This is a genomic window from Pelotomaculum propionicicum, assembly GCF_048984525.1.
GTDB lineage: Bacteria > Bacillota > Desulfotomaculia > Desulfotomaculales > Pelotomaculaceae > Syntrophopropionicum > Syntrophopropionicum propionicicum_A.
Map to the genome: position 1 here is coordinate 74,381 of NZ_JBMGJC010000005.1, position 24,399 is coordinate 98,779.

The window sequence follows — 24,399 nt, forward strand, 5'->3', positions numbered from 1 at the left end:
ATAATATAATACGCGCAAAACATTAAAACAATTTAAATACACCTTGAAAAGGTCATTGCTATGAATAAAAATGTACTGATGAAATTAATAAATATTACCAAGACTTACGTTATGGGCGAGGTAACTGTTGAAGCATTAAAAGAAACGTCCCTTGAAATTTATGAAGGCGAGCTGCTGGTTATTTTAGGTCCGAGCGGATCAGGCAAAAGCACCCTGCTCAACATCATGGGCGGTATGGACCTGCCGTCCAGCGGCGAGGTTTATTTCGGCAGTGACAACCTGAGCAAGGCCAGTGAGGCTAAACTTACCCATTACCGGCGCAACGAGGTTGGATTTGTTTTTCAATTTTACAACCTGATCCCCGACTTAACCGCCAGTGAAAATGTGGAACTGGCGGCCAACCTGGTGGAAAGGCCCCTGCCCACGGCAGAAGTCCTGCGGGAGGTGGGTATGGAAACGCGCATGGACCACTTCCCCGCCCAGCTGAGCGGCGGCGAGCAGCAGCGTGTCTCCATCGCCCGGGCTGTCGTAAAGAACCCCCGGCTGCTGCTGTGCGACGAGCCCACAGGTTCCCTGGACTCCCACACCGGCAGGCTGATCCTGTCGATGCTGCTCCACGTCAACAAGGAATACAACAGCACTGTTGTAATCGTCACCCACAACGCCGTCATTGGAGATATGGCGCACCGGGTGCTGCGCATGAGCAGCGGCAGGATCGTGGAAGTCATAGAGAACGAATCCCCCCTGACGCCGGAAAGGATTGAGTGGTAATGAGCATTCTGTCCAAAAAATTGTGGCGGACGGTCAAGACCACCCGGGGGCAGTTCCTGGCTGTAACCGCGGTAGTGATGTTGGGCATCACCATCTACATATCCATGAGCACCGTGTCCTACAACATGCTCCGTTCCAGGGATACGTTTTACCGTGAATATAACTTTGCCGATTATTATTTCCACGTGATTAAGGCTCCCGAGGGAGTGATCAGGCAAATCGAGTCAGTGCCAGGCGTGACCCAAGCCACCGGGCGCATTCAAAAAGACGTGCCGGTGATCGGGAATAACGGCGAGAGGGCGACTGCGCGCCTGACCAGCTACCCCCTGCCAATGAATACGGAGTTAAACAGCCTGCGTGTTCTCTCCGGGCGCCTTTTCGAAAAATACCCCGCGGGCAGTGAGGCGGAAGTCCTGCTGGATCCCCAGTACGCCGCAGCCACCCGGCTGTCACCGGGCGATACGGTAAAGATCGTGGCTGAGGGCAGGCAGGTCCCGTTAACCGTGGTCGGCACCGCCACAGCGCCCGAGTTCATATATCCGATGAAAGACGCGGCCAGCATAATACCCGAGTATGGCAGTTTTGGCATTTTTATGGTTCCCCATAACCAGGCCCAGGAGATCCTGAACCTCTCCGGACAGGTTAACCAGGTAGTAATAAAGATAGCTCCTGGCGCTGATGAAAAAGTATTAGCGGACAGGGTCGAAAGCATCCTGGAACCTTACGGCAGCCTGGCCAGCTATCCGCGCAGGCAGCAGCTGAGCGATGCCGTCCTGGGCGGAGAGATGGACCAGCTGAAGATAATGGCCCGCTTCCTGCCTTCTATATTCCTGGGGATTGCGGCATTGATCGAGTTTGTTATGCTGGGACGGATGGTCAAGACCCAGCGCTCACAAATCGGTACAATGAAAGCTATTGGCTACAACAACCCGCAAATCCTCTGGCACTATACAAGCTATGCCGTGCTGGTAGGCCTGCTGGGCGCCGCGCTTGGTTCTCTGGCCGGAGTACTCCTGGCTTCGTCCCTTTCCAAAGTATACGCCATGTTCTTCAACCTGCCCGAGGTAATCAGCGGCGTCAGCTTTCAGGCCTTGTTATACGGTTTCATCCTGAGTATTGCTGTCGGAGCCATCGCAGGCCTGACCGCATCCCGCGGAGTACTGGCCATACAGCCTGCAGAATCCATGCGGGCTGAAACACCAAAGGCGACCGGAAATATATTCATGGAAAGCTGGTCCTGGTTTTGGCACAGGCTGTCCGCTACCTGGAAGATGGGCCTGCGGACCGTCTTCCGCAACCGTTTCCGCACCGCTGTTACCATGCTGGGCGTGACTTTCGCCACGGGCATGATGGTAGTGTCTTTTTTCTACCAGGACACAGTAGACGTAATGATTGATGAATATTTCTCACAGAAATATGATTACTTTGTACGATTCACAGAACCGGTAAAAGAGACCGAACTGCTGTCCATTTCCCGTCTGGAAGGAGTGACAAAAGCCGAGCCTGTCTTCGAGATACCTGTTAAGATATACTATGAAGGCCGCTCACAGGAAGAGCTGCTTACAGGCCTTCGTCCCGGCCCGGGCATGCAGGCGCTGTCAAGCCCTGACGGGAACCCTCTGGCTCTGCCGGATGAAGGAGTGCTGATCAGCAGCAGCACGGCTAAAAAACTGCAGGTGGGCGTGGGTGACGAGGTCGAGGTGGAGACCCTCCTGCCCATTGGTCCAACCCGGTTCAGTAAGATAAAAATAATGGGCGTACACGAGCGGTTCATAGGCGGCACTTCTTACCTGTCCCTGCAGCAGGCCAACCGGGTAATGCAGGAAGACCAGCTGATCTCCGGCGCGATGCTCAAGACCGACGCGGGGCTGGCCCAGCTGGTGAAAACGAATTTGAACGATATGACCGGTGTATCTTCCATACTGAGCCAGCAGGCGGTAATGGAGAGCTTTACCGAACAGTTAGGTTTTATGTATTACTTTATTTTTATAATGGTCGCCTTCGCCCTGGTGCTTGGTTTTGCTATCGTGTATAACGCCTCGGTGATCAGTTTTGCTGAACGCAAAAGAGAATTGGCTTCCCTGCGGGTAATCGGCTTTACCTTCCAGGAAGTCTCCGGCCTCCTGCTGAAAGAAAACCTGCTGCAGACACTTCTCGGGGTGGCCTTTGGCCTTCCCTTCGGCCGTTACCTGGCCGGCGCCTACATTAATGCCATGATGACATCATCTGATGTATACAGCACTTATTCTTTTAAAATTGTGATTTACCCGCTGACTTATACACTGTCGGCTTTTGGCGGGATACTCTTCATTATGGCCGCCTACCGGCTGGCGGTCAGAGGTGTGAAAACGCTTGATCTGGTAGAGGTATTAAAGACCAGGGACTAGGGAGGTATAAAATTTGAAACGGAAAAAAGTATTTTATGTGGTTTTGGCAGTACTGGCGGCATTGGCGCTGGCCGCCTGGTCCTATGCCAGCGGCGGCGCTGAGGTGGAGACAGTCCAGGCTCGGCAGGACAGTATTATCCGTTCCGTGGCTGACACCGGCTACGTGCAGGCTGCCACAAATTATGACATACACGCCACCCAGAGCGCCAGGGTCGTGGAGGTGCCGGTAGAAACAGGCCAGGCCGTGGAAAGAGGCCAAACCCTGGCAGTATTGGAAAACCTCGACCTGGTGCTCCAGATAAGTGACGTAAACTCCCAGATATCCCAGTCAGCGGCGTCTGCCGCCGGCGCCCGTGCCGCCCTGGAGCGCCTCCAGCTGGAATTGAAGGACGCCCAGGACAACCTGGTCCGCTCAGAGGCATTATTTCAGGCAGGAGCGATCAGCCAGGTGGATTTTGATCAGGCCAGGTTAAGGGTTGATACTGCCCGGCAGAGTATAAGTGAGCAAAACTCCGTCCTGGAAAGCGCCCTGGCCCAGGGGGCAGGCTTGAACAGGTCCCTGCAGCAGCTCAGCGCCAAGGAAGGACAGCTGGTAATCAAAAGCCCGGTAAACGGAATTGTGCTTACACTACCTGCCAAACAGGAACAGGTAGTCAGCCCCGGCACGCTGCTGGCCAACGTGGCGGAATCAGATCAGCTTGAGGTTAAAGCTGACATTTTAAGCGACGACCTGGCAGATGTCAAGATAGGCCAGAGGGTTATTATAACTGCTCCGATATTGGGCCAGCAGACATTGGTGGGGGAAGTAAAAAAAATCTACCCGCAGGCGGAAGAGAAGACCTCGGCCCTAGGCGTCATCCAACGCCGCGTGCCGGTAATTATCAGCCTGCCCGATCCAGCCAGTTTGAAACCCGGCTACGAGGTGCGTGTGTCTATTGAAACCATGACCAGTCAGAATATCCTGGTACTTCCCAGGGAGTCCGTACGCACCAGGACGGACGGGCAAAAGGAAGTAATGGTGGTAGTGAATAAACATATCCTATACAAGCCGGTAAAAACCGGCATCAGCGACCAGGAAAATATTGAAATTACCGGCGGCCTTACAGTGGACGAGATTGTTGTCCGTGATGGCAGCCTGAGCCTGTCTGAAAAAACAAGGGTCAAATGATACGTTTATTTTTCAGTTTTCTGCAAACAATAATACTGGCTGCCGTCCCACAAATAAGGGGGTAGGCTAATGAGCAGAAGGCGTGGAGGAGTTATGTCCGAAAGGCTGAAGTACGAATTAGCCGATGAACTTGGTGTAGGCGACGTGGTACGCAGGGACGGAGGTTACTTCGGAAATGTTTCCTCAAAGGACTGCGGTAACCTTGTCCGGCTTGCCATCGAGAGAGCCGAAAGGTCCATGGCCGGCGGACGGTAAGCCAAAATAGGATGCCCCTTAGGGGGCATCCTATAGTATTTTTTGACGGAATAACGATATAAAAAAGTTTATATGTTATATTACAGAGTAAAATTTGAAGGAGGGATTTAAACTGCCTATTGACGATAAAGAGATAGCTTTGAGACTTTTTCTCGCATTTTTAGTCGGCGCCATTGTCGGCACGGAAAGGAAGTTCAGGCATAAGCCGGCCGGGCTGAGGACCCATGCGCTGGTGGGGCTGGGCGCCGCCCTCTTTACTATTATAAGTGTTTACGGTTTCCTGGAATTCAGCGGCCCGCCTTATTACCGGGCAAATATGGACCCGGCCAGGATAGCGGCCCAAATCGTGGTAGGAGTCGGCTTTATCGGGGGAGGCCTGATCTTCAGGGAGAAAAACCAGTTAAGCGGGCTGACCACCGCGGCCAGCATCTGGCTTACAGCCGGTTTGGGAACAGGTATAGGAGCAGGTATGTATTTTACTGTTTTTATTGCAGGTATTTTAGGATTTATCGCACTAAGGTTAAACCGTATCTTTAAAAGTATCGGGCTCGACAGCCTGGCTGAGGATCACTATTCTCCTCATGACGACCATTAGACAAACTGATGGTATAAATGTATTTTGTCTATCTACTATAAAACTGGCCAGTAACGCTCTTGTGCCCGCCTGACACCGCTGACAGCACTCTTGACAGCTATCTTCACCAGAAGGTTTTCAGCTGCCGGATGTTCCACTTGGGGATCCCAGTTGACCATGGTATTAACCACGGCCAAAACGCCTTCCGCAAGGGCTTTAGGATTGTAGCCCCCTTCAAGCACAAAAACTGAGGCGCCGCCGCAGCACCTGCCGGCTATTTCCAGGACAACCGCCGCCAGCCTCGCGTAGCCGGGGCCGGACATATTCATTTGCCCGATGTAGTCTTTGGCGTGAGTATCCATACCTGCCGAAACCAGCACCAGTTCGGGATTATACTCGTATGCTACGGGCTGCAGGATCTGCCGGAAGACGTATTCATAGTCGTCATCATTGCTCTTTCTGGGTAGTGGGACATTGATATTGAAACCCGCCCCTTTTCCTTCACCATCTCCTACATTATTGGCATGGCCGGTGCCGGGAAAACTCCATTTTCTGTGCACAGAAAAATAAAGAACTGAACTGTCTTTATAGAAAATTTCTTCTGTACCGTTGCCGTGATGTTCGTCCCAGTCAACCACCAGGATCCTGCCCAGGCCATATTTTTTGGCCGCATAGCGCGCGCATATGGCAATATTGTTAAAAAAACAAAACCCCATAGCCGCCCCCGGGGTGGCATGGTGCCCCGGCGGCCGCACCAGGGCGAATGCGCTTTCAACTTTCCTTTCCATCACAGCGTCTACCGCTGAAAGCGTTCCCCCGGCCGCCAGCAGGGCTGTTTCAAAGGTACCGCGGGAACCAACGTTGTCCTCACCGAAATTGCCGCCGCCCCGGTTGGAAAAGTCCCTGACCCTGGTAACATATACCGGCTTATGGACCAGCTCTATTTCTTCCATTGTGGCAGGACGCGGCTTGATAGCTACAAGCTTTTCCAGCATCCCGGCCTTAGCCAGGAAATTATAGCTGTAAGCCACCCGGTCACCGTTTTCCGGATGCGAGCCCGTGTCATGGTTTAAATAAGCTGGGTCATATATGAGTCCGGTTTTCAACTAAACACCTCCGTCCTTGATACAGTCAAAATATAGTTATCCATTTTATGCAGGCCATATTTTTAAGAATAACCTTCATCTTTCCAAGCGGTAATTAAATTAAGATTACTTACCTCCCCTCTCATTCTCCCTCCTTCCATACGGCAGCGGGATAAACTGGACTGACGGCCTCCGTTGGGCGGGCTGCGGATATAAATCCATCAAAGAGTATATATCATCCGTCAGGCCAACGGTGACCGGGAGCCCCATCTTTTTAAGCTGTTCACTGTCGATAGGATAGTCATGTGTCCAGTTTCCGCTTGACAGAAGTTCCGCCAATTCCTTAGCCCGCGCTTCATCCATTTTATCGGACAGGAGGTAATGGACAAAATCCCTGACCTGGGTCATAGCCTTGGCGGCTATTTCCGCCAGCATTAGGGTCCTGTCCTCAATTTTGTCCTTATCCTTCTGGCGAACCACTTCAAGGATCGACGCCGCCGGGAATTCCCCCAGTTGAGGGTCCACCGGCCCTAAAACCGCGTTTTCATCCATCGCTATTTCATCCGCGGCAAGTGATATCATTGTACCGCCGGACATGGCGTAGTGAGGGACAAAAACAGTCACCCTGGCCGGATGCCTCTGCAGCGCCCGGGCTATCTGCTCTGAGGCGAGGACAAGCCCTCCCGGCGTGTGAAGCAGCAGGTCTATGGGCATGTCGTCAGGGGTCAGGCGGATAGCGCGGAGTACCGCTTCCGAGTCTTCTATGTTAATGTACCTTGACAGTGGTATGCCCAGCAGGCTCAGCAGCTCCTGCCTGTGTATCAGTGTAATTAACCTTGACTGACGGCTGACTTCGATCCTGCGGATGAGCCTCAGCCTCATAATTTCCAGGCGCTGCTGTTTTAGAGCAGGCATTAGGGCCATTAACAAAAAGAGTATCCATATAATCTCAGAAAAATTAAACTGCATGCTGCTAACACCCCCTCATCTTATTTTATTCTTTTTATCTCAATTTCCTGAAAAAAGCAATTAAAAAATTATTAAATTAATCTTAACATAAATTTAACATGTGCAGATTTTCTTAACATGGATTTAACATTTAATGAATTAAAGGTATGGTAAGATATCAGGGGATACAATAAACAATAAGGATAAAACAGCCCCCGGGGCAGAATTATATTGTAAAACTAAATTTTTCGAGGTGAAACCATGTTTCAAAGGAAAAGAGACACTTTTTTTGAATACTTCGTTTCGGTGGTAGACAACATAATGCATGCGTCCAAGGTCTTTCGGGAAGAGCTGAACAACCTGGAGGACGCAGAAAAATTTGCCATTCAAATAAAATCGATAGAATCCAGGGGAGACCAGTACACCCACGAAATAATCAAAGCTCTGAACAATACATTTATCACCCCCCTGGAGCGGGAGGATATCCTCGGTCTCACGATAAAACTTGACGATGTGCTGGACCTGCTGGAAGCCTGCGCCTGGAGTTTTGACCTCTTTAACGTAATTGAAGTTGATGATTTTATGAAGCTTTTTGCCAGAAATATCGAGATGTGCACCCAGGAAATAGCCCTGGCGATAAATTGCCTGGTAGATAAAAAACTAAAAGAGATGCCGCGCCACACTCATAAAATCAATGACCTGGAAAATGTCGCTGACGACCTGCTCAGAGACAGCCTGAAAACTCTGTTCTCCAGCTGCACCGACCCAATTGAAATTATAAAAAGGAAAGAAATCTATAACATGATGGAAGAAGTATCCGATGCGTGCGAGGATGTGGCCGACATACTTGAAGGCATTATTATGCGTAATTCTTAAGGGGAGTTAAAATGTTTGATCCTGTAATTTTTCATATTTCCATTATTGTAATTCTGGCGCTCTCATTTGACTTTATAAACGGCTTTCATGACACGGCAAACACAATAGCCACCTCTATCTCGACCAAAGCCCTGCCCCCCCGGGCAGCTATTATCTTTTCCGCTTTTATGAACCTGCTCGGCGCGATGGCCTTCACCGGGGTGGCAAAAACAATCGGCGGAAAAATTGCAGACCCGCTGGTGCTTGAAAACGGCATGCTCATAGTGGCGACCGCGCTGGTAGCCGCTATCTCGTGGAACCTGATTACCTGGTATTTTGGCATACCCAGCAGTTCGTCTCATGCCCTGATCGGTTCTTTAGCCGGGGCGGTAATAGCGGCAGAGGGGATCCTGGCTGTAAACTACGCCGGTTTTATTACAATTCTTGAAGCTCTGATTTTATCGCCGCTGATTGCCTTTTTTACCGGTTATATAATTATGAACCTGATCAAAACAATTTTTAAAAACAGCAACCCTGGCAGGATAAACAGGAATTTTCGCACCCTGCAGATTTTTACCGCAGCCTGGCAGGCCTTCAGCCACGGCACCAACGACGCGCAAAAATCTATGGGGATTATTACTTTCGCACTGGTGGCGGGCGGCTTTCAGCCCACCCTGGACGTACCAAACTGGGTAAAAATTTCCTGCGCCCTGGCTATGGCTTTTGGCACGTCGGTAGGCGGTTGGAGGATTATTAAGACAATCGGCACCAGGATTATCAAACTGGAGCCGGCCAGCGGGTTTGCCTCGGATTTCTCATCGGCAACTATCATTATCCTGGCTACCCTGATCAAGCTGCCGGTCAGCACCACCCACGTTATATCATCCTCAATAATGGGGGTAGGCTCTGCCAGGCGTTTCTCTTCTGTCCGCTGGTCTACAGCTCAGCAGATGGTCGTGGCCTGGGTTATAACATTACCGATCACAGCCGTTTTTGCCAGTGTTACTTATTTGATTATCTCACTTTTTTTCTAAAAGCTTTTTGTGATTTTCCGCTAATTTCAGGTACCGCCCCACAGCGCCCCGAAACCTTTCGTGCTCCCCTTCTTTTAAAAGCCTGATTACTTTTGCCGGTGATCCTACAACAATTGACCCCGGCGGCACCTCCTGGCCTTGCAGCACCAGGGAACCGGCACCCACAACCGCACCGGCGCCGATGCGGGCCCCGTTCAGGATCATCGCCCCCATACCGATGTAGGCATCATCTTCAACAATACAGCCGTGCAGCAAAGCCCTGTGCCCCACTGTCACCCTTTCCCCCACATAAAGAGGAAACCCGGCGTGTTCATGAAGGACAGAGCCGTCCTGTATATTAGAGCAGGCTCCTATTTTAATGTAATCATAGTCTCCGCGGACAACACAGTTGTACCATATACTTACCCCCGGTCCAACTTCAACTTTCCCGACTATAACCGCGCCGGGCGCAATAAAAGCAGTCGCATCAATTACCGGGGCTACCCCTTCATATGGGTTAATCACTCAAGACAACTCCCTTCAGACAAGGTAATATATCAATAAACAGCGCACAAAATAGGTCACTCACAACATTATCCCTTTAATATGAAATGCAATCAAGTTTTTATGATAATAAATACGTCATGTGATATACCTGTTGTTAATTAATTAATAAATAACCGAATACACATATAAGAGGACGGCAAAGTGCCGTGAGACATGAAACCCATCGTCAGGCTTCATGTCCCACGGCCAGGTTAAATACCTGATTCAATATTTATATATACTTTTTTCTTTTTCTTCTTTATCATTATTGACCTGGCTGTGAAAGATCTCTTCGAGAGACAGCTCCCTGGCTGTTTCCATGCTCAGCTGGCTTACGACGTTCCTTACCCCACGCGCCTTGGCGGCGGCTTTTACAGCTGTATCAATTTCTTCTTTGCTTTCCACCCTGCCTTTTAAAAACACGGTACCCCTGACAGAACGCGCCCCCACATGTTTGAGGTTTACATTGGGATCGGCGTTAAGTTCCTCCATCACCTCAAAGGTCACGGCCTCATCGTTTATTGCTCCATCAGTACTGATAGCCAAACCATTTTCAACTCTCCGAACCCCGTTTATACCAGAAACAATCCTGCTGATACTCTCTTTTTCTGAAAGGCTGTCAACAATTCCTGTAATTATTGCCTCACCGTTGATCACATCTGCCTTAAGCCCGTATTCCCTGGACTCTGAATTGGTGTCAAGGACCTGCTGGACTCTTTCCCGTATTTCTTTATCTCTGGATTCCTGCAATTATTATCCCTCCTGGATACAATTTATTATTTTATTATCCCGTAATCCCAAACAATTTAATTGCAAAAGTGCGAAATAAACCTGAACCTGCTATAATATAATAAAATACAGTTACGGAAGGGGGATTTCATGCCATCCGCAAGGACTGATAACAATGATGTATTGAATAAGGAATTTTCATTGGACGAGCTTGAAATACTCCTGGAAATAAGCAACGTCGTTACGTCAAATCTAGATTTGGACGAAATTTTGCAATCTGTTCACTCTTACCTGCCAAAACTTATCCAGCATACAAAAAGCGGTATCTTTTTTTACCACGAAAGCACTGGCAAAGTAACTATTCACTCAAATATCGGCCTGAGCGAAAGGCTGCTTAAACAATTCAGTGAAAACATATCTAACCATTTCCTTTTTAAAAAGCAGCTTTTGACAAAAAAGGGCTGGCGCTCAACTGACATCCACACGGTTGAAGAAATAAAAAAACTTCCTTATTTTCAATCCGCTCTCCGGCGGGACGGGGTCCTATACGGCATCGGGGCCCCCATACTTTTAGACGACAACTTTATTGGGACCATACATGTCACCCGCCCGGAAAGCAAGGGGGATTTTACTAAAAGAGACCTGCGCATGCTTGAACTTATATGCAACCATATCAGTATTGCGGTTAAGAATTCGCTGACTTACGAGAAAGACCTGAAAGAAAAGGAACATATAATTAATGTACTGGAACAAAAGGTAAAACAGGCGGAAAGGCTGGCCGCCCTCGGCAGGGCAGCAGCCATTATCGCCCACGAGGTTAAAAATCCCCTGACCTCAATCCGGGTATCTCTTTACTCAATTGAAAAAAAATCTTCCTGGAAGATGGATATAGGAGAAGACTTAAAAATCGTTAAAGAAGCAGTTGACCGTGTAAGCAGGACTGCGGAAGACCTCCTGCATTTCTCAAGCGACACCTACCTGCGTTTTGAAGAGGTGGACTTAAACGAAATTTTGAAGGAGCTAGTGTCTGAGTACAGAGAGCGCAACGGCAAAGATTTTATTATAGAGACATCCCTGAACAAACCTGTCCCCTGCACCCTGGCAGATGCTGAAAAGCTAAAGGAGATATTCGGCAACCTGCTCTCAAATGCTCTTGCGGCCACTGAAAGCGGAGGGACTGTTAGAGTATCCACCAACCACCTTTTTGACCAGGTAGTGGTTATTGTTGAAGATTGGGGCAGCGGGATCTCCGGTGAGATACAGCAAAAAATATTTGAACCGTTTTTTACAACCAAACAAAGCGGCACTGGCCTTGGTCTGGCAATTGCCAAAAAAAATATTGAAGCGCACCGGGGCACAATTAAAGTAGAAAGCGAACCGGGCTGGGGTACAAAATTTATTGTTAACCTGCCAGTATACATTCAAGCCCGGCATGGTGATCCAGATGAATGAATTCCTGAATAGTGAAATCCGCTTATTGCTGGTAGATGATGACCCGCTTGTACGCCGCAGCCTGAGGATGCTTTTTGAGCTGCACGATATCTCCGTGGTTGGAGAGGCCACTAACGGCGAAGAAGCCATCGATTGCATCAACAGGCTGAAGCCCACAATGGTCCTGATGGATGTAAATATGCCTAAAATGGACGGCATACGGGCGGCCAGAGTGATTAAGTCAAAAAGCCCGGGCGTTCAGATAATTATTTTGACCGTGAGCAACCAGCATGACAAGGTCGTGCAGGCGATCCGCGACGGATGCTCAGCTTATGTCCTGAAAGACAGCCCGGCTGAACAACTGATCGAGATTGTGGAAAGTGTTGCCGAGGGCCGCTATTTTGTTGATACAGCCATAGCCAACGAACTTCTGGTAAACCTGGTGCAGGGCACTCCCCACTACCAGGTCCAGAAAGACCCCTCACTGCTGACAATGCGTGAAAAAGAAGTTCTTCAGTTAATTGTAAACGGTCACAGCAATAAGGAGATCGCAAGCAAATTAAATATAACCCTGCGTACCGTGAAAGCCCATGTCAGCAGTATTTTAATCAAACTAGACGTAAATGACCGCACCCAGGCCGCTGTCCTGGCCATCCAGGAGAAGTTGGTGGATACCAGCCCGAAATAACAAAAGTTAAACATTATCACAAGATTAACAAGATGACCCGGATTAACAGGATTAAAAATTTAATAAAAATTTTTGACTTATAACTTTGTTAATCCTGAAAATGGTGTTTGTTATGCGTGGTATTATTTTAACTAAAACAATTTAATTGTAATAATAAAAAATCTTGTTAATCTTAAAAACCATGTAAATCCTGCGAAAATTCATTATATCAAAAAAAGATGCGCCCTTTGCCAAGGCGCAGGTGAGTAGGGGGTAGTTTTCTGTTAAAGAATTAAGCCTGTTTTTGAAGGGCTTTTTTAATTTTTATGATTAACCCTGGCTTACACCTCCCGAAGTAAAATTATATTGTCTAAATTATTTTTTAATGACCCTCTTCAGGAAGTATCCTTCGGCGTCAATGACGTCTCTGAGCAGCCTGAGGTCTTCATCTGTGGGCTCGACCATATCCTTGACATCAGGCGGAATAATCAGTTCAAAATCAACCAGCTCCTGTATTTCAGCGGGTGTCCTGCCCGGTTTTACTTCTAAAAGCTTCATCCTCTTTGTTTCCTCATCAAAACCAAACAGCGCCTGGTTGGTAATAATCCTGTACGGTCCTGAACCAAGGACGCCGGCTTTCTCACGGTAATCTGGGGACCCGTCGCCAAAGCCGATGCTGGTCACAAAGTCAAGCTTCTTAACAAACCTTCTCTTTTCCAGGGCCATAATGGCGATGGTCTTTTCGCAGTTGGCCGCCATTGCGCCGGCGCCGCCGCTTCCCGGGAAACGGATGCCGGGTTTGTCATAGTTATGTCCTTCAATAGTCGAACAGATATTTCCATACATATCGACCTGGGCGCCGCCGATGAAGGCAAAGTCTGCGCAACCTCTCTGGGTTAGCTCGAAAGCCCCGCACAAGCCCTTGAGGTAACAGGCTTTACGGGCCGCCCTGGTGTCCCCGACGGATAAAGGCATCCCCATTTCCAGGATAGGAGCGAGAGAACCCGCTTCATATATCATGTAAAGGTTAGGGGCATGGGTCAGCTGCGCATGCATCGCCGCGATAATCGGCAGGCCGGTACCCACAAATACTATCTTCTCGTCCTCGAGAATTCTGGAGCCGGTATAGGCTATCATTTCAAATGGCGTATATTCAGACATTTTTTTACCTCCTTAGTATAATAATTTTTTTAATTAAACTACTAACTAGGTTAGGATAATTGGTTGGCCACCGTCCATATCCCTGAGTTTCTTAAGGGTTTTGTAACCAATTTTCTCGAGGAAGTCATCATGGTTTTCACAGCCATAGATGTACTCGTCATAATATTTTTTCAGAGCGTCCTTGCTGCCGGTCTTGCGGAAATCTTCACAGATGCTCCTGAACATTTTAAGGTGGTCCATATCAAACCAGTAGTTGCCGTAGCTGGCCCCCGGATAAGCTCCGTACTGTACTTCAGTAACAGTGTCCACCACCGGGAACGGGATCTCGGTGAGGTTCGGATATGACCTTATGCTTTCACTGGATATTACTTTCTCAGTGGTCATAATCGTGGCATTGGCGGCCATGGCTATTTCCGGGCAGGTGCAGTACGCCCCAAAAATCCTGGCGTTCCCGTACATATCCGCTGCAGTGGTGTGGACAATGCCTACATCGGGATGACAGGCCGGGAGCAAGTAGACATTCTTGCCGGTAAACGGACATTCAATCATCTTACCCCTGTTGACCAGCTCCATATCTGAGCCGCCATGGTCCCTGACCGGGATAAAGGGAATACCCATTGATGCCGCCTTAAACCTTACCGACATGCCGTAGTTGGTGTAGTCGTCCATTTCAATAATACCGTTGGTAGACAGGTAGCGGACCATCGGCGCGATACCGATTATTTCATATCCCCACCAGGCCAGCTCCACGCGCTTTATGGAAACACGGTCAGGGTCCAGGATCATGGCCCCTGCCAGCAATTCGGGGCAGATGGAGTTTGATTGGAAGGAAAGGGTCAGGTCTGTTGCCCCGTGTCTTATAATTTCATGAATGATAGCAACCGGAACCCTGGTGTTCACAAAGCCGCCGATGCCCAGGTTGATGCCGTTCCTGATGTTTTTGGCAACAGCCTCCTTCAAAGTCATGGTCTTGTCTTTGAGGGCGTGCGACTTGTTAACCATAAGCTTCCTTGATTCATCAGGAGTCGGGCCCCAGTATTCAAACTTTTTCTCCTTGTACTCCAAAGTCGATATGTTCTTAATTTTAGAACTTACACTATTCATTAATTTTTTACCTCCCCTAATAAATTTTTCTTTGTACAGCCATCCTAATGAAGCAGAGAAATTGAATAAATGCCAGAATCACCACCTTTGCCAACAATCTAGCTAAAGACCGGAAATCCCTGGTTATCTATATGAATTATTTAAAACTGCGTTTTTCATAATATTATCTGTATTTCGAACTTCCCACAATGTTCGGGTGTACTAGTCCTTTGATACATATAAAGCATGTATCCATAAGACAATAACCTGAATTTCTTGTTATAAATATATTTTATCGGCATGATAATATAACCGAGAAATATAGAGAATTATTGGATTTTTTATATTTTTCATAATTTTTAAACCATTTAGATACCAGCATGGGTACTAGATCCTTAGTACAGTATCTATGTATCTATTGTTCAATAGAATAGAATTTATAGGTAAAATAAAATTAATTTTTAAGGGGGTTAAGATTTTTAGAGAAAAAAATTAGAAACAGTGAAAGGAAAGGTTTCTGGCAGTCACTCTAACAACCCCAAAAAATCTTATGGGTCAATTCCCGGTATTAGAACCTTTAAATTCTAATTACAGGTATTGATACTTAAGGCCGGGGTATTACAAAATTGCTGTGTACTGCCTCCCGATTAGTCGGCGGGAAAGTTATCCAAAAAATCAAACTTTGGATTTTAGAAACCGAAAAGGAGAGTGAATATGTACTGGACAGGCCTATCACCCGATGAAGCCAGGCAATTCCTGGCGAACAAGGACAAATCAAAAAGGGACAAAAGAATAAGCCTGAAAGAAGCCGTTCAGAAGTATGTGAACGACGGGGACAATATCGGTATAGGTGGTTTTGTTAACGCCCGCCAACCTATCGCTATTGTGCACGAGATTATCAGGCAGGGAAGAAAAGACTTAACCCTTTCTTTCCAGTCCGCGGGTCTTGGACCCGAATATCTGGCTGGAGCAATGGCACTTGACCCCGCTAAGAACAGCATTAAGAGAATGGAGCTTGCCTATTTTGCACACGAAGCTTTCGGCATCTCCCCTCTGCTGCGTTATCTTACTGAAAACTCCCTGGTCGAACTGGAAGACTGGAGCAACTATAACATGTCCGCCCGGTTCAAAGCAGGCTCCATGGGACTGCCTTTCATCCCCTGCCGCAGCCCGCTTGGCAGCGACATGCTTAAGACCAACAGGGCCGTAGTGCAGGACTGCCCGTTTACCAACAGGCCGATCATGCTTCTGCCGGCCTCCCATCCAAATGTTGGGCTGATACACGTCCAGGAGGCGGATATTTACGGCAACTGCCGCATCCAGGGCCCGACCTTCACCTGCCCTGAAATAGCTATGGCAGCCGCGCACACCATTGTTACCTGCGACCGACTGATCGAACATGACGACATGACCCGCTACCCGAACAGGATCGGGATCCCATACTTCTCTGTTGACGCGGTTATTGAAGTGCCTTACGGCGCATATCCGGGCAACAGCGGCGGACTTTACTATTATGACGAAAAGCACATTCCCGAGTTTAGGGGAGCCTGCGAAAAACTCCGTAAAGGCGACCGTGCCCCGCTCCAGGAATACTATGACAAGTACATCTTCGGTGTGGAAAGCACAACCGAGTTTATCAACAAGATTCCGCTCAGCCAAATTCAATATGTAGAAAAAATCGAGCCCGGCATTCGTCTTGACGCGGCTTACACTGTATTAGGAAGTTAGGAGGTGGAAACAGTGGCAAAATATTCAGAAGACTTTACTCCCCAAGAGATGATCGTTGTGGCAGGGTCCAGAACCCTGATCGATAATAAAGTTGTGTTTGCCGGCACAGGTCTGCCCATGGTGGCAATAACCCTGGCCCAGCTGACACACGGCCCCGGCATCGTGCCGGTATTTGAAGCCGGCGCCGTTGGCCCGGAACTATCCCGCGGCTTGCCTCTCTCAGTAGGCGGCTCCAGGACTACTTACAAGGCTAACTACCTGCTCGGCCTTAACTCTGCCTTTGAGCTGACCCAGCGCGGCTTCTGCGACTTCGGGTTCATCGGCGGCGCCGAGATCGACCCGTACGGCAACCTCAACTCCACCATGATGGGTTCTTTCCCGGACAGCTATCAAAAACCAAAGACCCGCCTGCCCGGCAGCGGCGGCGCCAGCGATATGGCCTGCTCCTGTGAGCGCACCATCATTATCATGGTGCACGAACCCAGGCGCTTCAACGAAAAAATCGACTATATCACCAGCCCCGGTTACCTGGACGGTTCCCCCAATGCCCGCTGGCGCGCCGGCCTGGTCGGACAGGGCCCCTACAGGGTCATCACCACTAAAGCCATCATGGGCTTTGACGATGAGACCAAACGGATGAAGCTGATCGCCACTCTGCCTGGCGAAACGGTTAAAAGCGTACAGGAAGCAACCGGTTTCGAACTGATTATTCCTGATGATGTATACGCTTTTGAACCGCCTACGGTTGAAGAAATCCGCCTGATTCGGGAAAAAATCGATCCCAAGGGCTATTTCGTCAGGAAGAAAATTAAAGAATAAAAATTAGAAAATATTATAATTATTATTTACCCCCTACTCACCCGCGCCTTGGCAAAAGGCGCGTTTTTTTCTTACTTCTCATGGCCGCCAGTTATCTTGCCTCTTTATAAAAGACAGTTGCACACACTCTCACAGGCATGTATTATTAAATCAGTGCAGTTGGAAAATGTTTTCAAATAATATATTGTGATGGGAGGTCAGCCCGGATGAGCAAAACTATCTTGGATTGCCCCCGCTGCGGCCGGGAATGGCAAATTACCGGTGATGGGAATGTTGTCTGCGGGTCATGTGGATATAAGACCGGCAGCTATGCCGGCGCCATGGAGTATTTAGAGAAGAACGCCGGGCTGAAAATTCAAGACGACATCAACTTAAAGTCGAAACTGCCGATTTACGAATGCCCGCAATGCGGCGGCCTGGCGCTGATAAATCAGGTTAAGGCAGGTATAAGCCCGGGCTGTCAATTCTTATGTTTCTCATGCGGCAGCCAGTGGGCCGAAGGCGAACTGGAGCGCTGCCCCGAGTGTACCCAGTGGAAGCCGGGCGAAGAATTCGAAGAGCTGATTATCTGCCGCAGTGCAGTTGGTTTCTATGTCTGCCGCAGCTGCTATGAAAAAATATTCAAATAAAGTTTGTATAAATCCAGACACAAGGGCGCTCAGTTAAATCATTGAGCGCCCTTGGCTGTTTTCATAATATTACTGCTGCTGAAATCTTTAGGCTTCTATTCTCTTCGGTGCTTTAGTTATCACAAGTATAACAAGTCCAGCCGCGACGACAACCGCGCCGATGGTAAACGAAACCGCGTATGTGCCAAACTTGTCAAACATCTGGCCGGCAATTATGCTGGCCACAAATCCGGCGATACCCCAGGAGGTAAACAGCAGGCCGTAGTTTTGACCCTGGTTTGTCGGGCCGAAGTACTGCATGCAGGTGGCCGGGAACAGGGTGAACATGGCGCCGTAGTTCCAGCCGATAATAATAGCCACTACGCAGAGCAGGAAGAGGGCTTTCCCCACCGGGAACAGAAACGCCATAGCGGCTACCTGGAGAGCAAAGGTAACCAGGAAGCATATTCTTGTTCCTACTTTGTCTGCGATGGCCCCGATCAGCACCCGGACCAGGGCGTTGGCGCCATTAAGACAGCTGGTCGCTATAGCTGCCTGCATAGCGATGGACTTCGTCAAATCCGCAGGGAGTTCTTTAACGGTAACTCCCATCAGGGCTGCCGCTTCTTTGTTCATTTCGTTAATGCCGTGGGCGGCCATAACCCCGATAACCATCAAGCCGGCAAAGGAGCCGCAGAAATAAGCCAGGTAGAGCAACCAAAACTGAACGGATTTAACCGTTTCACCAAAGGTGTAGTCCCGACCCGCTTTCGGAGCGCCAGCCTTGGGCGCGGGCGGGTTCCAACCGGGTGGCTTGTAGCCGGCTGGCGGGTTGGAAAGGCAAAGACCGGCAACTATAGCCATAATGAACATCGCTATACCTACATACTTGAAGACAGGCAGCGCGCTGCCGTTACCGATCGCCGGGTTGTTAATCATTGATGTAGCGAGAGGGCCCATAATGAACGAACCAAGGCCGAGACCTACCACTGAGATTCCGGTAGCCAGCGCCCTCCGGTCGGGCCACCACTTGGGCGCGGTGGCAATTGGAGGCAGGTAAACCATACCTCCGCCAAAGCCAGCGATAAGACCATAGTACAGATATAATTTACTTAAGTCTCCAGCACCTTTTAAAGTTGAAACAAGGAAGAAACCGATACCAAGGATAGCTCCCCCGATAACAACCACCGGCCTGGGGCCGAACCTGTCGCTCAGTTTACCAGCCGGGAAAGTCATCAGGCCGAAGACCAGCACGACAATGGCATAGGCAAGCTGCACCTCAGACGCAGTCCAACCGAACTGTGCTCTCAGAGGCTTGATAAAAACGCTGAAGGCGTAAAGCAGTAAGCCGCAGGTGGTACTGCCTAAAAATCCTCCTAGTACAGGAACCCATCTAGGCATAATTTCACGTCCCTTCACTAATTATTTAATCAAATAATATTGCTGAAAAGATACTATAAATAAAGAATTATTCCAGGCGCTTTTTTGGGCGATTATCACCTCCTCGCCCTAAAAACAAAAATAGTTTTCAGGGCCTACAAATAAACCGCACCGGCACACGGCACACCCACCGGAACCATAAGCTCCAATGGGAAATACCGAACCAGAACGCTTACTATACCCCCAAAAACCATTTCACACAGAGGCGGTCCCTTTAAACGACCTGGCAAATAGGTCAAAACCATCCTCTTGATCTATATTATACAACAAATGGTTGAAAAATTCCTGCAGAAATTGACGATATTTTTAAAAAATTTTTTTAATTATCTTTTTGTTCATTTAGTTCTTTTAGTTTTCCCGTCTGGCTATGATTTTAGAGTTAATCCTTTCCATAATATTGATCGTGCTCAGCTCGTGAAAGGTCTGGATTACAGCGCTTTCAACGGGACCTTCGACACCTAGAAGTCTCCGGTTGATTTGAAATTCAACGCCGTATTTTTTCTTAAGTTTTTTATTTAACGTTTCCAATATAGTCCGCCTGTAATCCGCATCACCGAGATCAAGCCATTTCTTATCAGCGCTTTCCGCGGCGTCGATCTTAAAATCACGGCGCAGGCAGTCTAAAAAAAGTTCCCTGAAGTCATCAAATTGCGGCCTTTTCAATTTCTCATCTCCTGCTCATCATTATAAATTATAATATCCTAAAACAAATTCTAAATTAACGGCCGCGTTTCCACAACTGGTTAATAATCAAATCCAGTAAAAAAAACAAAATCCGGCAGACGCCGGGCCATGTCTAAGTTCATGTTAAATTAAAATACCCTTCTTTGGCAAACCGAAACCAGGCCGGTATATGATGGCCTGGTTTAAAAGATACTCATCTTGCTTCCTGCAGAAGGCCTATTTCAGACGATGCCATTGCTTTCTTCAGCTGAGATTCCTCCACAGCCTGGGCTATTAAACGATTAAGGGATTTTAAAAAATAATCGATGTCGCCTTTGGCCCCAAGCAGCGGCTGCTGTTTATATTTTGTGGCAAAGCGGTACAGCGGCAGTTCTTCCGGGGGTTTTCCTTTTTTCCGCCAGCGCACCGCGATTCCCGGGTGTATGATCACAGCGTTGTTATTGGATAACAGCGCCTTATAGTCTTCCCATAGACGGGCGTATGCTGTTTCAGCGAGGGGAAATGAAATGCCGTCCCTGAACACAAGCATCCCTCTGCGGAAGTCAGGCTGGCCTTTTTGTATCGATTCATAGTCCGAAATAAGGCCTCTCCATTGCCTGACTAATCTTATATAAAATGAACGAGTTGAAATCCTCCGTGTTTTATCTACTATCCAGGTTTCACCCAGTTTCGGCTGGATTCCGCTCGGCTCTGGAATACAGAGGCCCTGTGGACTGTTTGCAGCAACTGTATCGGAATAAGGAACATTAAATACCGCCTTGAACAAAAGTGACACCTCCGCCATTATAGATCCTGCAATAAACATGATATATTTTTTTTAATTTAATTGCATGAGACCTTTGTCCCGATTTTCCGTGACCAAAGAAGATATAACAAATTGACATAATTACAGGATATATACTGATTAACAGGATTGAAAAGTTTTAAATAGATAATTTACAACTGAAATATTTTTATCCGGCAAAAATAAGTTGAGAAAACAGTCACCTAACTATATATACGAAATAAGTATAAAGTTAAGAGTCCAGCTGCCCCAAATAACTGTACAAGGTTGCTTATTGTTTATAAATAAAAAGGCATCTCAGATAAGAGATACCTCCTTATTTTCAAAGTATTTTTTGCGTGCACAAAATGCCCAATATCAGGGTTGTTATAATCAAGGAGCGCCTGCAGTGTTAATTACTGAAATGGCTGTGTCAACTGCGCTCTGGTTATTTGTAAAATAACGCGCTGCCGCCAGGTCGTTTTTATTATCCCCGTTAAAATCACCAACAAGGGCTTTCCCGCCCGTACCTTTACCAAATATCAAAGGCCAGCTCTCTCTGTAAAAATGGCTGTTTCCGGATAATATAAACTCCCACCTGCCGTTCGCGGCGTCATAAGCTGAAAAATCGTCAATACCGTCGCCGGTAAGGTCACCGGCCATAACCTGCCACCCTTCACCTGCGACAAAATTCTCCATCTGGTTATTTTCACCCATAGTGGTTGTGAACCCCGAACCGTCGTTTAACATCAGCTTAATAGCGCCCGTTTTTCGATCCAGGGCCGCCAAGTCATCTTTCCCATCGCCACTAAAGTCGCCGGTAAAGATTAGAGGGCTTTCGACATCCTGCCAGTTTTTCAGCCATACCCCGGCCTGGGAAAAGCCGCTGCCGCTGCTGATGGCGACATATGCAGTACTTTCGGCTTCAACCCAAAAAAGGAGGTCTTCTCTTTCGTTGCTGTTGAAATGCCCCGCTAACACCTTCACTGGGCCATTGGGATTATTATAACTGACCCAGGGCTGCTGCTGCGGAATAAATTTACTGCCGTCACTCAGAGCAACCATGATTTCTCCCGAGACGCCATCCCGGCAGGCCAGGTCCTTCGTGCCGTCACCGTTATAGTCACCTGCGACAAAATCTGTTGCGCCACCACGCCCCCAGTTGGACAGCCATTCCTCGGGCTGCCCGAAAGAACGAAGTGCATTCCTTGGGATCAGGCGCTCAATCCGGCTTCTCACTACCAGCCAGCGTCCCGAGGCGGGATCACCGGAAATGAAGTCGCTGCGACCGTCACCATCCACATCCCCTGTCAACATTATGCCTCCGTTAGCGGGATAGAAGTTGAAAAGACGCTGAGCGGGTAAAAAACCAATCAAATCATAAACCGAGACAAACCGGTAACCCCTCTCTTTAAACCCGCCGATCAGCCTGTGCAGGTAGGAATCTGTTTCATAGGCATAGAATTCATAACCTTCTTTTGCTTTCATCTTGTACATCGATTTGAATTCCAGGTAGGGATGGAAAAAGAAACTTGCCAGCTGCACCGGATCGTTTTTATCAAGCTGGGCGAGGATCCTGTTTACATCTTTTTCTTTTGTTACATTCAATAGCGGAGCAGGAATAAAAACGGCGCTCTCGTTATCGAATCCGGTGCTGTCCCATGAACTGATGTTTTTAAATTTTTTATCCGCCGGGTTTGGGTCATAGATAAGGCCGAAATATTTGCTGAGGACCCGGTACTGGTCCAGTGTGGCCGTATAGTGAGGAGTTTCCCAGTAATCGACCGGGATACCCGCCTTATCCATCAACTCCAGCGCTTTTCCGGCCCTTTCCCCGGCGTATCCGGGAGTGGCGAATGTGCTCGTTCCCTTTTCCATAAATTCAAAGCCGGAACCGGTAATCTCTTTTTGGTACTGGTGGGTATAACCATGCAGGCCGATTTTACCGCCCTTGCCCCGCATATACTTGATTGTCTTGATGAAATCCCGCACCTGCGGGTTATCAGTATCTCCGATGCTTATCTCAACGTTTTTGCCGGGGTCCTTATAGACAGGTATTATTGAAACCTGAAAAGGGACTCCTTCTTGATAAAGGTAGTCCGCAATAGCTTCCAGCTTTTCAAGGCTTTCTTTGGTGTTGTAAGTGCCGGGGCTCACATCCTCCAGCCTTATCAGCGCCATTTTACTTTTCCCTTCCCAGGAAGCGTTATCCTGGTAGATAGGAAAAGCCTGGGTTTGGAACTGACGAAGGACAAAAAAAATAACAAGGGCCGCTAGAACAAAAAAAGATCCTGTATAAAGCGCTTTCCTTAACAAAAATTTTCCTCCTAAAAAGCTGCTGATGCACTTACATAGAGAGCTGCAAATTAACTTATTCTCCGGACAATATCAGGTTTCCTTTTTGTAAATTAATGAATATTCGAAGCTAATATAGGCAAAAAAAAATGGGCTAATCAAGCAAGACCAGCCCCGTCCAACAAACTTTTTCTTTTACCGGGAACTCCAGTAGCCAACCCACCCTGGAGCACGTTTCCACTACGCTGATACCATTTGCTTCCATCGAAGATCGTGCTTTTTCGGGCTTTCTGCACCTGCCTCCCCGCCCCGGGCAGACGCCGCAGAGGCGGCAGCAGCCGGCTATCAGGCCAAGAGCCCTTTGACATCCCATCCCTACGGCGCGCTTTTCGAGGTCATAAATTATCAAATGCAGCTGCCTGGAGGCGGCATATGCCTTCTCGTGATCAACCTGTTCATATCCGGCCAGAGGAAATAAAAGCTGCAATATAACACCCCGGCGGTACTGCGAAAGTACTTTCCTGAAATTCTCCGGCGGCGGCACAGCGGGAGGGCACATCAGGTTATGCCCGTATTCGGGGCAGCCGGCACACCCCTTGAATACTACCTCGTCCTTCACAATAATATCTTCGGAGTCAATTACCTTGGCCCTGGTTATTCCCAGCCTATTTGCATAATCTATTAATAGGTCGGTAATTACACTTGCCGGTGACACTGTTATGACCAACTCACTCGCTTCTCGTCTCAAACGCCATAGATTACTTACAGGATCTAAGTTAAACTCTTCCGGCCACGTTTGCGCCAAAAGGCTGGGTATAACCTTCTTTTTGTCCCTTCTGTATATATTCCATGGCCATCCCCGCCGCGTAAATCACCATTTTCATGCATTCCCTGAACCTGTCTTTTTCAAACCACTCCGTGTAACCTTCGTTGAGTTTCATGCAATCCAGCGCCCCATACTTTTCTTTGAATTCATGGGACATCCCGTTGAACAGACGGTACAGGCCTGGATTGCCGTACAGCCGGTCTACCCTGTCTTTAAATTCACCTTCCAGGGGGTTCTTCCGCCCGTGCACTGCCCCGACTGCCATTATTGCCCCAATCAGGGCGCCGCAGTTGTTTCCGGCCAAGCCCATACCGCCGCCGAAACCGGTGGCGAGAGAAACTGTTTCGGTGTCAAGACCGGTTACCCCCGTGTCGATAATGGCTTTAAAAACGGATTCGGAGCAGTTAAGACCGTCTTTAAAGTTTTGTTTGGCGTTGTCTTTTGCCTTTTGCACTAAATCATCGCTCACAGACAGCCCTCCTTAATGAAAATTTAAAAAACAACATGTGCTATATTAATTGTAACAAAAACCAAACTGGTTTTGTTTAAATTTTAGTAATTTT

The 24,399-nt window shown here is 48.3% G+C and carries 24 protein-coding genes; 12 read left to right on the forward strand and 12 right to left on the reverse strand.

What is annotated here, in order from left to right:
* Positions 1-60: 60 nt before the first annotated feature.
* From ACOBQJ_RS06890 to ACOBQJ_RS06910, 5 genes are all read left to right on the forward strand, one after another.
* Positions 61-771: an ABC transporter ATP-binding protein gene (locus ACOBQJ_RS06890; protein WP_421071003.1), complete on the forward strand. Its 711-nt coding sequence runs from the start codon at positions 61-63 to the stop codon at positions 769-771.
* The gene (locus ACOBQJ_RS06895) at positions 771-3,158 is read left to right on the forward strand and encodes an FtsX-like permease family protein (RefSeq protein WP_421071004.1); all 2,388 of its coding nucleotides are present in this window, start codon (positions 771-773) and stop codon (positions 3,156-3,158) included. The genes ACOBQJ_RS06890 and ACOBQJ_RS06895 overlap by 1 nt, the downstream gene beginning before the upstream one ends.
* 13 nt (positions 3,159-3,171) lie before the next feature.
* Complete coding sequence (locus tag ACOBQJ_RS06900) at positions 3,172-4,326, forward strand: efflux RND transporter periplasmic adaptor subunit (protein ID WP_421071005.1); 1,155 nt, start codon at positions 3,172-3,174, stop codon at positions 4,324-4,326.
* 69 nt (positions 4,327-4,395) lie between these two features.
* Complete coding sequence (locus ACOBQJ_RS06905; RefSeq protein ID WP_421071006.1) at positions 4,396-4,581, forward strand: small, acid-soluble spore protein, alpha/beta type; 186 nt, start codon at positions 4,396-4,398, stop codon at positions 4,579-4,581.
* Between the two features lie 139 nt (positions 4,582-4,720).
* A complete protein-coding gene (locus tag ACOBQJ_RS06910; RefSeq protein ID WP_421071007.1) occupies positions 4,721-5,176 on the forward strand; it encodes an MgtC/SapB family protein in 456 nt (151 codons plus the stop codon).
* 35 nt (positions 5,177-5,211) lie between these two features.
* Here the strand turns inward: ACOBQJ_RS06910 and ACOBQJ_RS06915 are convergent, their stop codons facing one another.
* Together ACOBQJ_RS06915 and ACOBQJ_RS06920 are read right to left on the reverse strand one after the other, a co-directional pair.
* The gene (locus tag ACOBQJ_RS06915; RefSeq protein WP_421071008.1) at positions 5,212-6,261 is read right to left on the reverse strand and encodes a histone deacetylase; all 1,050 of its coding nucleotides are present in this window, start codon (positions 6,259-6,261) and stop codon (positions 5,212-5,214) included.
* 105 nt (positions 6,262-6,366) lie between these two features.
* Positions 6,367-7,209, reverse strand: coding sequence for an SDH family Clp fold serine proteinase (locus tag ACOBQJ_RS06920; RefSeq protein WP_421071009.1), 843 nt, complete (start codon positions 7,207-7,209; stop codon positions 6,367-6,369).
* Between the two features lie 240 nt (positions 7,210-7,449).
* Between ACOBQJ_RS06920 and ACOBQJ_RS06925 the strand changes: the two genes are divergently transcribed.
* Both ACOBQJ_RS06925 and ACOBQJ_RS06930 read left to right on the forward strand, forming a co-directional pair.
* Positions 7,450-8,064 (forward strand): DUF47 domain-containing protein, encoded by a 615-nt coding sequence (locus ACOBQJ_RS06925; protein ID WP_421071010.1) that lies wholly within the window; start codon positions 7,450-7,452, stop codon positions 8,062-8,064.
* Between the two features lie 11 nt (positions 8,065-8,075).
* A complete protein-coding gene (locus tag ACOBQJ_RS06930; RefSeq protein WP_421071011.1) occupies positions 8,076-9,077 on the forward strand; it encodes an inorganic phosphate transporter in 1,002 nt (333 codons plus the stop codon).
* Here ACOBQJ_RS06930 and ACOBQJ_RS06935 read toward each other — a convergent pair.
* Entirely contained in the window at positions 9,063-9,581 is a 519-nt protein-coding gene (locus tag ACOBQJ_RS06935; protein ID WP_421071012.1) for a gamma carbonic anhydrase family protein, read from the reverse strand. The two genes, ACOBQJ_RS06930 and ACOBQJ_RS06935, sit on opposite strands and share 15 nt — an antisense overlap.
* 246 nt (positions 9,582-9,827) lie before the next feature.
* Positions 9,828-10,352 (reverse strand): BON domain-containing protein, encoded by a 525-nt coding sequence (locus ACOBQJ_RS06940; protein WP_421071013.1) that lies wholly within the window; start codon positions 10,350-10,352, stop codon positions 9,828-9,830.
* 129 nt (positions 10,353-10,481) lie between these two features.
* Between ACOBQJ_RS06940 and ACOBQJ_RS06945 the strand changes: the two genes are divergently transcribed.
* Positions 10,482-11,783 carry an ATP-binding protein gene (locus tag ACOBQJ_RS06945; RefSeq protein ID WP_421071014.1) on the forward strand — a complete coding sequence of 434 codons (1,302 nt, stop codon included), beginning with the start codon at positions 10,482-10,484 and terminating at the stop codon, positions 11,781-11,783.
* Positions 11,776-12,450 carry a response regulator gene (locus ACOBQJ_RS06950; RefSeq protein ID WP_421071015.1) on the forward strand — a complete coding sequence of 225 codons (675 nt, stop codon included), beginning with the start codon at positions 11,776-11,778 and terminating at the stop codon, positions 12,448-12,450. The genes ACOBQJ_RS06945 and ACOBQJ_RS06950 overlap by 8 nt, the downstream gene beginning before the upstream one ends.
* A 354-nt stretch (positions 12,451-12,804) precedes the next feature.
* Here ACOBQJ_RS06950 and ACOBQJ_RS06955 read toward each other — a convergent pair whose 3' ends face one another.
* Positions 12,805-13,590: a CoA-transferase subunit beta gene (locus ACOBQJ_RS06955; RefSeq protein WP_421071016.1), complete on the reverse strand. Its 786-nt coding sequence runs from the start codon at positions 13,588-13,590 to the stop codon at positions 12,805-12,807.
* Between the two features lie 45 nt (positions 13,591-13,635).
* Complete coding sequence (locus ACOBQJ_RS06960; RefSeq protein WP_421071017.1) at positions 13,636-14,694, reverse strand: CoA transferase subunit A; 1,059 nt, start codon at positions 14,692-14,694, stop codon at positions 13,636-13,638.
* A 693-nt stretch (positions 14,695-15,387) separates the two neighbouring features.
* On the opposite strand from ACOBQJ_RS06960, the gene ACOBQJ_RS06965 reads away from it, so the two are divergent.
* From ACOBQJ_RS06965 to ACOBQJ_RS06975, 3 genes are all read left to right on the forward strand, one after another.
* Positions 15,388-16,401: a CoA transferase subunit A gene (locus ACOBQJ_RS06965; RefSeq protein WP_421071018.1), complete on the forward strand. Its 1,014-nt coding sequence runs from the start codon at positions 15,388-15,390 to the stop codon at positions 16,399-16,401.
* A 12-nt stretch (positions 16,402-16,413) separates the two neighbouring features.
* Positions 16,414-17,220: a CoA-transferase subunit beta gene (locus ACOBQJ_RS06970; protein ID WP_421071019.1), complete on the forward strand. Its 807-nt coding sequence runs from the start codon at positions 16,414-16,416 to the stop codon at positions 17,218-17,220.
* Between the two features lie 206 nt (positions 17,221-17,426).
* Complete coding sequence (locus ACOBQJ_RS06975) at positions 17,427-17,849, forward strand: hypothetical protein (protein ID WP_421071020.1); 423 nt, start codon at positions 17,427-17,429, stop codon at positions 17,847-17,849.
* Positions 17,850-17,936: 87 nt separating this feature from the next.
* Here the strand turns inward: ACOBQJ_RS06975 and ACOBQJ_RS06980 are convergent, their stop codons facing one another.
* The 6 genes from ACOBQJ_RS06980 to ACOBQJ_RS07005 form a co-directional block, all read right to left on the reverse strand.
* On the reverse strand, positions 17,937-19,229 hold the full coding sequence (locus ACOBQJ_RS06980) for an OFA family MFS transporter (protein WP_421071021.1): 1,293 nt from the start codon (positions 19,227-19,229) through the stop codon (positions 17,937-17,939).
* Between the two features lie 387 nt (positions 19,230-19,616).
* Positions 19,617-19,931, reverse strand: a complete 315-nt coding sequence (locus ACOBQJ_RS06985; protein WP_421071022.1) for a hypothetical protein — start codon at positions 19,929-19,931, stop codon at positions 19,617-19,619.
* Between the two features lie 214 nt (positions 19,932-20,145).
* The gene (locus ACOBQJ_RS06990) at positions 20,146-20,718 is read right to left on the reverse strand and encodes a hypothetical protein (RefSeq protein WP_421071023.1); all 573 of its coding nucleotides are present in this window, start codon (positions 20,716-20,718) and stop codon (positions 20,146-20,148) included.
* 390 nt (positions 20,719-21,108) lie between these two features.
* Entirely contained in the window at positions 21,109-23,031 is a 1,923-nt protein-coding gene (locus ACOBQJ_RS06995) for a DUF2334 domain-containing protein (protein ID WP_421071024.1), read from the reverse strand.
* A 133-nt stretch (positions 23,032-23,164) separates the two neighbouring features.
* Complete coding sequence (locus ACOBQJ_RS07000) at positions 23,165-23,758, reverse strand: DUF2284 domain-containing protein (protein ID WP_421071025.1); 594 nt, start codon at positions 23,756-23,758, stop codon at positions 23,165-23,167.
* A gap of 28 nt (positions 23,759-23,786) precedes the next feature.
* Positions 23,787-24,305: a C-GCAxxG-C-C family protein gene (locus ACOBQJ_RS07005; RefSeq protein WP_421071026.1), complete on the reverse strand. Its 519-nt coding sequence runs from the start codon at positions 24,303-24,305 to the stop codon at positions 23,787-23,789.
* Positions 24,306-24,399: the final 94 nt, after the last annotated feature.

Excerpts from the sequence above, each read along its gene's own strand:
- ACOBQJ_RS06980 (WP_421071021.1), bottom strand. The coding sequence starts at position 19,229 with ATGCCTAGATGGGTTCCTGTACTAGGAGGATTTTTAGGCAGTACCACC.
- ACOBQJ_RS06945 (WP_421071014.1), top strand. The coding sequence starts at position 10,482 with ATGCCATCCGCAAGGACTGATAACAATGATGTATTGAATAAGGAATTT.
- ACOBQJ_RS06895 (WP_421071004.1), top strand. The coding sequence starts at position 771 with ATGAGCATTCTGTCCAAAAAATTGTGGCGGACGGTCAAGACCACCCGG.
- ACOBQJ_RS06975 (WP_421071020.1), top strand. The coding sequence starts at position 17,427 with ATGAGCAAAACTATCTTGGATTGCCCCCGCTGCGGCCGGGAATGGCAA.
- ACOBQJ_RS06930 (WP_421071011.1), top strand. The coding sequence starts at position 8,076 with ATGTTTGATCCTGTAATTTTTCATATTTCCATTATTGTAATTCTGGCG.
- ACOBQJ_RS06905 (WP_421071006.1), top strand. The coding sequence starts at position 4,396 with ATGAGCAGAAGGCGTGGAGGAGTTATGTCCGAAAGGCTGAAGTACGAA.
- ACOBQJ_RS06950 (WP_421071015.1), top strand. The coding sequence starts at position 11,776 with ATGAATGAATTCCTGAATAGTGAAATCCGCTTATTGCTGGTAGATGAT.
- ACOBQJ_RS06925 (WP_421071010.1), top strand. The coding sequence starts at position 7,450 with ATGTTTCAAAGGAAAAGAGACACTTTTTTTGAATACTTCGTTTCGGTG.
- ACOBQJ_RS06890 (WP_421071003.1), top strand. The coding sequence starts at position 61 with ATGAATAAAAATGTACTGATGAAATTAATAAATATTACCAAGACTTAC.
- ACOBQJ_RS06965 (WP_421071018.1), top strand. The coding sequence starts at position 15,388 with ATGTACTGGACAGGCCTATCACCCGATGAAGCCAGGCAATTCCTGGCG.
- ACOBQJ_RS06960 (WP_421071017.1), bottom strand. The coding sequence starts at position 14,694 with ATGAATAGTGTAAGTTCTAAAATTAAGAACATATCGACTTTGGAGTAC.
- ACOBQJ_RS06955 (WP_421071016.1), bottom strand. The coding sequence starts at position 13,590 with ATGTCTGAATATACGCCATTTGAAATGATAGCCTATACCGGCTCCAGA.
- ACOBQJ_RS06920 (WP_421071009.1), bottom strand. The coding sequence starts at position 7,209 with ATGCAGTTTAATTTTTCTGAGATTATATGGATACTCTTTTTGTTAATG.